The 6,973-nt window shown below is 60.0% G+C and carries 5 protein-coding genes and 4 pseudogenes; 5 read left to right on the top strand and 4 right to left on the bottom strand.

The genetic code is table 11. The annotated features are described in order from the left end of the window. From AC1DLB_RS23230 to AC1DLB_RS23220, 3 genes and pseudogenes are all read right to left on the bottom strand, one after another. Positions 1–256: pseudogene (locus tag AC1DLB_RS23230) on the bottom strand (amino acid permease); the annotation flags it as partial. Between the two features lie 189 nt (positions 257–445). Continuing rightward, positions 446–1,186 carry an IclR family transcriptional regulator gene (locus AC1DLB_RS23225; RefSeq protein WP_018927846.1) on the bottom strand — a complete coding sequence of 247 codons (741 nt, stop codon included), beginning with the start codon at positions 1,184–1,186 and terminating at the stop codon, positions 446–448. Between the two features lie 60 nt (positions 1,187–1,246). Next, on the bottom strand, positions 1,247–2,221 hold the full coding sequence (locus AC1DLB_RS23220) for a helix-turn-helix domain-containing protein (RefSeq protein WP_026286553.1): 975 nt from the start codon (positions 2,219–2,221) through the stop codon (positions 1,247–1,249). 214 nt (positions 2,222–2,435) lie between these two features. Between AC1DLB_RS23220 and AC1DLB_RS23215 the strand changes: the two are divergent. The 5 genes and pseudogenes from AC1DLB_RS23215 to AC1DLB_RS23195 form a co-directional block, all read left to right on the top strand. Next, positions 2,436–3,725, top strand: a pseudogene (locus tag AC1DLB_RS23215) (aspartate aminotransferase family protein); the annotation flags it as partial. Continuing rightward, positions 3,724–4,911: pseudogene (locus tag AC1DLB_RS23210) on the top strand (aldehyde dehydrogenase family protein); the annotation flags it as partial. The pseudogenes AC1DLB_RS23215 and AC1DLB_RS23210, both read left to right, overlap by 2 nt. A gap of 105 nt (positions 4,912–5,016) precedes the next feature. Further along, positions 5,017–5,580 carry a cytochrome b gene (locus AC1DLB_RS23205; protein WP_477785712.1) on the top strand — a complete coding sequence of 188 codons (564 nt, stop codon included), beginning with the start codon at positions 5,017–5,019 and terminating at the stop codon, positions 5,578–5,580. Positions 5,581–5,731: 151 nt separating this feature from the next. Continuing rightward, a complete protein-coding gene (gene crcB / locus AC1DLB_RS23200; protein ID WP_064617293.1) occupies positions 5,732–6,115 on the top strand; it encodes a fluoride efflux transporter CrcB in 384 nt (127 codons plus the stop codon). Positions 6,116–6,125: 10 nt separating this feature from the next. Beyond that, positions 6,126–6,449 (top strand): DUF190 domain-containing protein, encoded by a 324-nt coding sequence (locus AC1DLB_RS23195; RefSeq protein WP_477785711.1) that lies wholly within the window; start codon positions 6,126–6,128, stop codon positions 6,447–6,449. A gap of 121 nt (positions 6,450–6,570) precedes the next feature. On the opposite strand, the pseudogene AC1DLB_RS23190 reads toward AC1DLB_RS23195, so the two are convergent. After that, a pseudogene (locus AC1DLB_RS23190) lies at positions 6,571–6,973 on the bottom strand (hypothetical protein); the annotation flags it as partial.

Raw genomic sequence — 6,973 nt, 5'->3', positions numbered from 1 at the left:
CATAAAAACCGCCGGCATTGGTCAGGTGCCGGGACATGGTGGTGTAACCCACCGAGAACGCGAGCAGCACCAGCAACGCCAGGATCAGCAAAGCCGGCGTGCCGGCCCCGTTACCCARCATGATGCCAATCGGGAAGCCACCGGCGATSACACTTAACGGGCTCGCCGCCGACACCACGAAGAAGATGATGAAACCAACACCCAGGGCACCACGCTTCAACTCCGTCGAACTGTTGATCGGGATAGATACGCTCATGTTCTTGACCTTATTGTATGAGGCAGTCGCTGTAGGATCGGTGCAGCAAGCCGTTCACCGTCACCGATAGAGCTTGTCGCTTTTATCGCACGCTGGATTCGATCCTATGCCTCACCGTGAACGCCCCGGTATCCCAAATCGGTAACCTGTTACGCCATCACCTGAACAGCGCCATCCGCCTGCCTGACCTCACTGCGAAGCGAGACGCGCCGTCAGTTCTGACGCCGCGCCGGTCACCAGGTCGCACAGATAGCCTTGCTGAAACGCACCGAACCGCTCACTGCGCCCCACCAGGGTCATGCTCCCTAGGACGCGCTGCTTTTCGTCGAAGATCGGCGCCGCGACGCCACTGCGTCCTGGGTGCAGCTCGCTTTCGCTGATGCAGTAGCCCTGCTTGCGGATGGCGAGCAGGCTCTTGATGAACGGCTTCCACTCCAGCCCCAGATGCTGCAATTCGGATGGGTTCACGTGCGCGTCGTAAACACGTCGGATTTGGCGCGGTAGCAGATAAGCCAGTACGACCCGGGAGGTCGCGCTGTGGAAAAGATCGATCGACCGCCCCCTGCCGCTACCGACCGGTCCAGCATCGGAGCCACGATGGATCAGCACGTTGACCACGGAGTCGCCATGCCACTCGCTGACCAGCGCGTCCAGGCCGGTGTCGACGACCAGGTTGTCGACCAGATCCCGGCTGCATGCCAACAACGGATCGTAGTTCGTCATCAGATGCTCCAGCGTGACGATTCGCGGGCCGAGCGCATAACCGCGCGGCAATCGCTTCAAAAAGCCCGCGTCGCCCAGTTCGCGCAGATAACGATAGGCGGTGGCGGACGTGTAGCCGAGCTCCCGGCAAATGATGTCCACATCGATGACCGGTTGTTCCGGGCGAAACAGGTCGAAGACCATGAGCAGACGGCGCAGGCTATTCATCTTTCTCTACATCCTTGTGAAGCCAACGGTCACCCCACACTGCTTTCAGCGGGCGGGTGTTCAGGCATGAGCGCAACCGGTGATGGCAGCGCGGGGGGTATGGGACGGCAACTCTGCGAACAGCTCCTGGTACTCCGCCGCAAAATGGCTGAGGTGAAAGAAGCCCCATTGGGCAGCGGCATCGCCGATCGAGAGATGCGACGCGCGGGTGGACATCAAGGTCCGGCGTACACCGTTGAGCCTCACAGAGCGCAAGTAATTCAGCGGCGTCGTCTCGGCAACCGAGCGAAAGCTGTTCTGCACGGTACGCCGACTGACCTGGAGTCGCTGGCACAACTCGATCACGCTGGGCACGTCGATCATCTCCGCGGTCGCCAGACGGTGGCATTTCTCGACAATGAAGCTGCGCGTGGAGCTTGCGGAGCGTTGTTGCTTGTCGCAAGCCGGGTCGGTCATGAGTTGCAGCAACTCGCCGAGCATCGCCTGTTCCAGCGCCAGCTCCCGCTCCCGATCTCGCGTGCTGTCGAGTTCTTCGTACACCAGGGCCTGGGAGAACATCGCCAGCAATCGGCGACGAGCGTCTGCAAAGCGCGGCGTGGAAACCCTGATCACCGGCTGACGCAGCAACAGGCTGACCTCCTTCGCCGAAGCCGTTTGCGCCAACGCCTGCTCGAACAATTCACGTTCGAAGGTGATGGACAGCAGCTCCATGCCCATCGGCATATGGAACATGAACTCCTCGCCACCGTGAAGAAAGAACAGGCTGCTATCGTCCGCCTCCCGTCCCTGCATCCGAATCGAACCCGGGGTGGTGATCGGCACGGCAAAGCACATCTTGCCTCGGGGAGCCACGCCGTGCTGCACGACACGCTGGTTGATCTGCTCGAGAAAGACGTGGACACCCGCCGTCGACAACTGCATCAGCGAACTCTCAGTCGAGCCTGCCGTTAGCTGACTGTAGTCCTGGTTCCACTCCTGGACGGTGGCCGCATGGACATGGACGTCTCTGAAATGGCTGATAGTCTGATTTTTCATGATGTCGAAAGCCTCTGCCAATATTCTTGTTTTTAGATCGCCTTCCTATGCGATATTCGCACATAGTGAGAATTTTGCACAATTCTTTATGAGATTTTAAATTCACTGGACAGTGCGCTCAGGGCGGTCCACTCATATGCCAATTCGGGCTACCGGCCATACACACACCACGGAGATGATCAGCACACTTAAATCGACATCCAGAGTGAACGTCATGAGTGAAGCCAAACTTGAATCCCTCCATTTCGCGGATGCCCCGCGAATTACCTCCAGCACACTTCCCGGCCCCAAAACCAGCGAGGCCCTGGCGTTGTCGGCGCGTACCGAGTCGATGGCGCGCGGCGGCGGACGCATGCCTGTGGCCATGGACCGCGCCTTCGGCGCGACCTTCAAAGACCCGGATGGCAACACCTACATCGATTTGTCCGCCGGCGTGGGCGTCAGCAGCGTAGGCCGCTGCCATCCGAAGGTGGTGCAGGCGATCCGCGAACAGTCCGAAGTGCTGATGCATGCCCTGGAGGTCAACAGCACCCGGCGCACCGAGCTGGCGGCCAAGCTCTCCGAGATCGCGCCCGACGGCTTGCGTGGCGACTGCATCACCTTCTTCACGCAAAGCGGCAGCGATGCGCTTGAAGCAGCCATCAAGTTCGCCAAACGCATCACCGGGAGGCACCAGATCATCGCCTTTCATGGAGGCTACCACGGCGTGTGGAACGCCTCGGGTTCCCTGACGACAGGTACGGCATACCGCAAGGGTTACGGAGCCCAAATGGGCGGGGTGATTCACGCCCCCTACCCTTACGCCTACCGTTTCCCTTTCGACACCACTCACAAAAGCGCCGAGCAGATCGCCGGCGAATATGTGGACTACCTGTTGAACACCCCCTACACCGCCGCCGATGACGTGGCTGCCGTGATTGTGGAACCGGTGCAGGGCGAAGGCGGCTACGTGCCTCCTTCACCAGAATTCCTGCAGCTTTTGCGCAAAGCATGCGACCGTAGCGGCACGCTGCTGATCGTCGATGAAGTGCAATCCGGCGCAGGGCGCACCGGCAAGATGTGGGCGGTCGAGCACTCGGGCGTGAAGCCGGACATGCTCACGTTCGGCAAAGGCATCGGCAGCGACCTGCCAATGGCGGGCCTGATCATGCGTTCGGACCTGGCGGCGGCGATTCCTGACGGATCGATGCCCAACACCTTTGCCGCCAACTCGTTGTCTGCGGCGGTTGCGCTGACCAACATCAGCATCCTGCAGGACCCGGAGCTCGATCTGCTCAACCGTGCGCACACCCTGGGGTTGGAGGCGCAGGAACGTATCCGTGGCTTCAACAGCCCGTTCGTCGCTGAAGTCCGCGGCCGCGGCCTGATGATCGGTATCGAACTGGTTGAAGACCCAGCCACCAAGGCTCCCCTGGCGCCCGAAAAAATCGGCCAGCTCATGGGCTACCTGCTGAACCACGGCGTGCTGATGATTCCCTGTGGTCGCTACAGCAACGTGATGCGACGCCAACGCCATCGGTCGCTCACCCATCGAACCGCGCCGGATGGACTTGCCCAACGCGATCGCCAACCTGCGTGCCGCTGCTGGCTGGGCCAACCAGCTGGAAGGGCGCACCATTCCCACCGGTGGCTACTTCGGCACCAAGACTCTTTCGTACACGGTACGCGAGCCCGTGGGTGTGGTCGGCGCCATCGTTCCCTGGAATTCGCCGTTGATGATCACCGTCTGGAAGCTCGCCGCGTTGCTGGCGGCAGGCTGCACCGTGGTCATCAAACCTTCGGAAGAGACGCCGCAGTCTGCCCTGCACCTGGCGGTGCTGGCTCAGGAAGCGGGCTTCCCTGACGGTGTGATCAACGTGGTCACCGGCTACGGCAATGAGGTGGGTCGCGCCTTGTGCGAACACCCGCTCGTTGCCAAGATCAGCTTCACCGGCAGCCCCGAGGCCGGACGCGAAATCCAGCGCACCGCCGGTGTGCTGTTCAAGCGCGTGGCATTGGAACTGGGCGGCAAAAGCCCCCAGATTGTCTTCGACGATGCCTCTTTCGAAGACGCGCTGCGCGGGTGTGCGCTCGGCCTGTTCGCCAACCAGGGCCAGGTCTGTGCGGCCGGCTCGCGCATCCTGGTGCACCGCAGCATCGCAGATCGCTTCGGCGCAGCGCTGGCCGATGCCGCAGAGGCAGTCAACGTGGGCGACCCTCGCCAGCCCGGTGTACAGATGGGACCGGTGGCCAAGAAAGCGCAATTCGATCGCGTTAACCGATACATCCAACTGGGAATAGACCAAGGCGCCTCGCTGCTGGCCGGTGGTGTATCGACGCCTGAACAGGGCTGGTTTGTCCGGCCGACGATCTTCACCAACGCGAACAACGCCATGGCGATCGCCCAAGACGAAATCTTCGGGCCCGTCGGCACGCTGATCAGTTTCGACAGCGAAGAGGAAGCTATCGCACTGGCCAATGACTCCTCCTACGGCCTGGCGGCCACGGTCTGGACGACCGACCTGGTGCGAGCRCACCGCGTAGCCGCTGCGGTGAAGGCCGGTGCCGTGGGTATCAACTGCTGGAGTCCGCTGGACGCCAACCTGCCCTGGGGTGGCGTAAAGACCAGCGGTATCGGCCGTGAAGGCGGGTTTGCCGGCGCGGTGGCCTACACCGAGGAGAAAGTCATCACCGTGCTGCTACCTTCCTGAGCACGATCCCTGTCCTGACCGAATAACCCTCCGGCCCCTGTGCCGCGAGGGTTAGCGTTCAAAAGTGCATCCCTGATGCCGTTGATAATCAATGGAGAGACTGCGATGAACCCGATAGATCAACAAACAACCGATCGGTATCCGACGTCCCTGCGAATGTTGCACTGGGTGCGTGCCGCACTCATCGCAGGCCTCCTCTGGGCAGGCTGGCATATGACCGGTCTGAATGACGAAGTGGCGAGCAAGTACGAGCTCTATTACCCGTGGCACAAATCCTTTGGGCTGTTGGTGTTTCTGGTTGTCCTGACCCACATCGCCCTGCGCTTTCGGACCCCCGTGCTTCCGCAGCCGCTGGAAACGCTGGCAAGTTATGAAAGGTTCCTGTCAAGGCTTACGCAGCGTGTCATGTATGCGCTCGTCGTGATCGTGCCGTTGATGGGCTACTCAATGTCGAGCACTTACACGATGAGCGACGGGGTGTTCTTTTTTGGGGTCAACCTGCCGGAGCTCCTTCCGAAAAATGACAATTGGTTCGTCGTCTTCCAATGGCTGCACAAAGTGCTCGCCTACACCCTGCTCGGACTGATCCTGTTGCATGTCGTAGGCGCCCTCAAACACCGGTTTTACGACCGGGACCCTCGAAACGACGTCCTGCGCCGCATGCTGTAACTTGATGAGGCGTGGGCGCAAGATGTCCACGCCTTCGTGGCTCTGACCTGAGGGGGCCCGGTACAGTCACTTGCGTACGGTCTTGAAGTTTTCAGTTCTGTTGTGCTTACCTGCTATCAGTTTGGCCCAGGTCTGACGAGGTGAGCCCGCCATGCTGAAATCACTCGCAGTTATCGCCGTTGGTGCGTCACTTGGTGCCTGGTTGCGCTGGCTCCTGGGCATGAAGCTGAACGCCCTGTTCCCCACGATTCCCCCGGGCACGGTGGTCGCGAACATGGTCGGGGGCTACATCATTGGCCTGGCTATCGCGTTTTTGGCCGCCTCACCCACCTTGAGTCCTGAGTGGCGCCTGCTGATCATCACGGGTTTCTGCGGTGGGCTTACCACCTTTTCTACGTTTTCCGCCGAAACAGTTGCCCTGATCCAGGAAGGCAGACTGCTCTGGGCGCTCGGCTCAATTTCATTGCACGTCGTAGGCTCGTTGGTGATGACCGCTGCCGGGCTTTTGTCCTATCAAATCATTGGCATGCGATGAGGAGATGAAAATGAAAGGTYTTCTGGTGATTTTCTTCACTCAACAGAACCGCCGTTATCAGGGAAAGATGCTTGGCGAATGGATCGTCGATGTGGCCAAGGAGATGGGGCTGCGTGGTGCGACTCTCTCTACGGCTATCGAGGGTTTTGGACACACCGGTCGACTGCACTCTTCGCATTTTTTTGAACTCGCGGATCAGCCTACGGAGATTCGCATGGCTATCACCGAGGACGAATCCGAAAGGTTGCTCAAGAGGCTGGAGGCTGAGGAAATCTCTGTGTTCTACATAAAGACCCCAATCGAGATGGGCTTCGTCGGCAAAAAAACCACCTAGCCTGGCCCCTCCTCGATCGTCTGTTGCCTGGCGACCTCCCATCGGGAATGCGCCACCGCGGGTGGCGCCCCCGATCAAGATACCGGCAACAAACCTTCGTCGTTACGGCGTGAGCGGCGACTCAGAACGTCATCCAGACGATGAACTGGAAGTAAGTGTTCGTTGATGCGCTCCCGCTCTGCAGACCACCGTCCCCGAGCCACTTTTCGGGCTTGTAGAAGCCGACCAGAGGCGAGAGTGTGACGTTATCCGTCACCATCCAATCCAGAAAAAGGTCGACCTCACGTGCAGCGAAGTCCTGCTCATGCGTACGGGAGAGCTGGTGGTAGTTGAAGGCCATTGCGTTAAGGGTCAATTTATCGGTCGGCTTGACTGAGAGGAGCACGTCGTTGATCGCCATGTTCGAGGTCACTGAACCTGCGTAATTGGCGGCGACTTCACCCTGGTATCGCTTGCGAAAACCTCCCTGGAACAGAAAGTCGTAACCGCTTGCGAAAACCTCCCTGGAACAGAAAGTCGTAACC

Source organism: Pseudomonas sp. 05N434 (genome assembly GCF_056396965.1).
The sequence above is the reverse complement of the archived record's forward strand: the minus strand, read 5'-3'. Positions and strand labels throughout refer to the sequence as shown.

What these genes read in the sequence shown, in the direction of transcription:
- AC1DLB_RS23225 (WP_018927846.1), bottom strand. Translation starts at nt 1,186, where the DNA reads ATGAATAGCCTGCGCCGTCTGCTCATGGTCTTCGACCTGTTTCGCCCG.
- AC1DLB_RS23220 (WP_026286553.1), bottom strand. Translation starts at nt 2,221, where the DNA reads ATGAAAAATCAGACTATCAGCCATTTCAGAGACGTCCATGTCCATGCG.
- AC1DLB_RS23205 (WP_477785712.1), top strand. Translation starts at nt 5,017, where the DNA reads ATGAACCCGATAGATCAACAAACAACCGATCGGTATCCGACGTCCCTG.
- crcB (WP_064617293.1), top strand. Translation starts at nt 5,732, where the DNA reads ATGCTGAAATCACTCGCAGTTATCGCCGTTGGTGCGTCACTTGGTGCC.